2 protein-coding genes are annotated in these 2,545 nt (G+C 68.1%); both read right to left on the reverse strand.

Going from position 1 to position 2,545, the window contains the following annotated elements:
* Window positions 1-444: 444 nt before the first annotated feature.
* Window positions 445-1,833, reverse strand: coding sequence for an IS1380 family transposase (locus tag ACFHWY_RS28195; RefSeq protein WP_416583275.1), 1,389 nt, complete (start codon window positions 1,831-1,833; stop codon window positions 445-447).
* Window positions 1,834-1,954: 121 nt separating this feature from the next.
* Entirely contained in the window at window positions 1,955-2,473 is a 519-nt protein-coding gene (locus ACFHWY_RS28200) for a transglutaminase-like domain-containing protein (protein WP_416583276.1), read from the reverse strand.
* Between the last annotated feature and the right edge of the window lie 72 nt (window positions 2,474-2,545).

Below are 2,545 nucleotides of genomic sequence, written 5' to 3' on the forward strand. Positions count from 1 at the left end.
TCCACCCCAACCGGTCACAACCCGACCAGCCGCACGACCCCGGAACTTGCAAAGGCCCTGCAAGGTAGTGGCCGTATCGACAGGTCAACCACGTTGCGAGGCTGCACCAGCGGCCGGTGCGTGACCGGGGCCGAGAAGGACGCCCGCTTCTGCCGGCTACCGGGCGTCCCAGTACGTGACAAGGACGGCAGAGCCCAGCGCGCGGTCGTAGCCGAGAAGAGTGTGTTGCCGCGAATTCCATGGCCGGCATCCGCTGTCCCGACTCAGCCTCGATCCACCGACGCGGTTCGTCCTGAGCTCGGTTGAATAGTTTCGGTATTGGGAGATTTCAGGGCGCGGCGAATCGCCGATTACGTGATCGGCTTGCTCCGGGCGTTGTCGTTCCGGGGTTCGGGAGTTCCTGGCCTGTGGTCGGGCCGCCTGGTCGCGGTCGGTGTGTCGTGGTCAGCCGGGTGCGGGGCGGACGGCGGTGCACAGGTTGTCGAACGCGGGCTGCCAGGGCCAGTGCTCGGGTAGGTGCAGGTGGATGGTGCGGGCGCGGTGCGCGAGGCGAGCGGCGACGGTGATGATCCGGGTGCGGATGGTCGCGGTCCGGGCGGTCGGCCAGGTGCCGGCGGCGAGGTGCCCGGCGGCGCGGGTGAGGTTGTGGGCGATGGCGGCGCAGGTCAGCCAGGCGTCGTTGGCACTGAACCGCCCGGACGGCAGGTGGGCCAGAGGCCCGGCGATCAGATCCGCGTTGATCTGCTCGATGATCGCGTGCTGACGGTGCTGGGCTTCGGCCTGCACGAGGGTGAACGGGCTGTCGGTGAGCACCGCGTGATACCGGTAGGCAGGCAGGAGTTCCCGCTGGTCAGGAGCTTGGGTGGGATCGTTACGGCGGATACGGCGCACGATCAGCCGGGCGGTGACGGCGTGCCGGGTGCCGGCGAACGCGGTGTAGGTGGTCTCAGCGATCTGCGCGTCCGAGATCCACCGCTGTTCGTCGTCGTCCCAGACAGCCTGCGGATACCGGATGTCGATCCACTGCTCGTCGCCGATGGCGTCGCACGCGGTGCGGACCTTGGCGTCGATACGGGCGGTGACCGAGAACCGCACCCCGCGGCGTCGGCAGGTGCTGATGACCGTCTTGGCGTAGAAAGCGGAGTCGGCCCGGACGACGATCTCACCGGTCGCGCCGCAGGACCGGGCGGCGGTGACCGTTTCGGCGATCATCCTCGCAGCACCCCGGCTGGAGCCGGCGTTGCCGCTACGCAGCCGGGTCGCCGCCACGACCGGCGCGGACAACGGTGTCGACACCGTCGCGACCAGGGGGTTGTAGCCGCGTAGCCAGACGTTGTAGCCGCCGACCTTGGCGTGACCGAACCCGATGCCCTGCTTCTGCTTTCCGTAGACCCGGCGCAGCAACGAGTCGATGTCCACAAAGGTCAGCACGTCCGCGCCGGCCAGCAGAGGCGTCCGCCGGGCCAGGCCGATCAGAGTGTCACGGGCAGCGGCCTGCAACTGCCGGACATGCCCGTGGGTGAACGTGCGCAGGAACGAGCCGAGCGTCGACGGCGCGTACACGCCGCCGAACAGCGACCGCATCCCGCCGTGCCGGACAACGTCGAGATCATCGATGCTGTCCGCGCCAGCGAGCATCCCCGCCACGATCGTGGCGACCTTCCCCGCCGGGTTCGCGCCCTTGTCCGTCGGCAGGCCCACCCGATCAGCGACCGCGTCGTGCAGACCAGCCTGCTCGGCCAGGCGCATCACCGGAACCAGCCCGGCACACGACACCAGATTCGGATCGTCGAACGTCGCGCGCACCACTGGCGCGTCATGGCGTAATCTCACCTGCGAGGTGCCCTCTCGAACCGACGGAATAGAAGCTTCGCAACTCCTATCCTTCCAGTTCAGAGGGCACTTTCTATATCCGGGTTCCCCGCCGGTCCAACCTCCATCGGTGGATCGAGGCTCAGGGTGTAGCGGGTAACCCGGCGCGGCACAGTTCAAGAGCGTCTCGAGCACCGGGCAGGGCTGCGATCACGTTGGGCGAGGGTCGCACGTGCACGTCAGGAAAATCGAGACCGGACGATCCGTTGGTGATCGGGTAGGCCAGTTGTTCACGCCCGAGCCGGAATTGAGCGTCGATGCCGGTGCGGTTGCCGCGCGGGTCCTGGCGATGCCAGCGGCCCGCGAGGTATACGGCAACGAGACCGTGCAGGAAGGGCTCTCCCCCATCGGTCAGCTGTTGGTAGCACAACCCGGCCGGAACGCCGGCGGCCCGGGCCACGGCCACCAGCAGGTGCGACTTGGCATAGCAGAGGCCGACGCCGGCGCTGAGCACCTCGCCAGCGGTGACGGTGATCCGCGGATCCTGGGCGTCCACCGAGTGCCGGATCCGGTCACGAACCCATGCGAAGGCGGCCCGCATGAAGTCGACATCGTCCGGACGCGCCGCGCGTAGTTCACCAGCTAATACGGCAGCCGCCAATTGCTAGCTGACTAGTACGGCAGCCGCCATTCGTGATCATGGTTGGCATTCGAGGTTGAGGCGGCGGGCGTA

It is taken from the genome of Micromonospora sp. LOL_024, from assembly GCF_048060415.1.
In the GTDB taxonomy this organism is placed as follows: Bacteria; Actinomycetota; Actinomycetes; order Mycobacteriales; family Micromonosporaceae; genus Micromonospora.